1 protein-coding gene is annotated in these 516 nt (G+C 75.2%); it reads left to right on the top strand.

Annotated elements, in window-relative coordinates; translation table 11 throughout:
* Window positions 1-516: DUF2637 domain-containing protein (locus tag CCN51_RS51870; protein WP_143676243.1), on the top strand; the 516-nt coding region annotated here is incomplete at both ends.

The raw sequence follows: 516 nt of genomic DNA, 5'->3' as shown, positions 1-516 counted from the left end.
GCCGTTCGGGCTCGACGGCGCAGCGATGTTCTGCTCGGTGCTCGCGGTGCGCGAGGCCAGCCACGGTGACGCCGCGCTCGGCTCCCGACTGCTGGTGTGGCTGTTCGCCGGCGCCGCGGCCTGGTTCAACTGGGTGCACGCGCCCCGTGGCATGGGCCACGCCGGCGCGCCGCAGTTCTTCGCCGGTATGTCGCTGTCGGCGGCGGTCCTCTTCGACCGCGCCCTCAAGCAGACCCGCCGGGCGGCGCTGCGCGAGCAGGGCCTGGTGCCGCGGCCGCTGCCGCAGATCCGCATCGTGCGCTGGCTGCGCGCGCCCCGCGAGACCTTCGCCGCCTGGTCGCTGATGCTGCTCGAGGGCGTCCGCACCCTGGACGAGGCCGTCGAAGAGGTGCGCGAGGACCGCAAGGAGAAGGAGCACAACCGGCACCGCAGGCGGGAGCAGGAGAGGCTGGACCGCGCCAGGATCCGGGCGCTGAACCGGCAGCACCGCACGTGGGGGCGGCGCGGCGGCCGCCA

It is taken from the genome of Streptomyces milbemycinicus, assembly GCF_002154605.1.
GTDB classification, from domain to species: Bacteria; Actinomycetota; Actinomycetes; order Streptomycetales; family Streptomycetaceae; genus Streptomyces; species Streptomyces milbemycinicus.
Note: the sequence above shows the minus strand (reverse complement) of the source record. Positions and strands in the feature narration are given on the sequence as shown.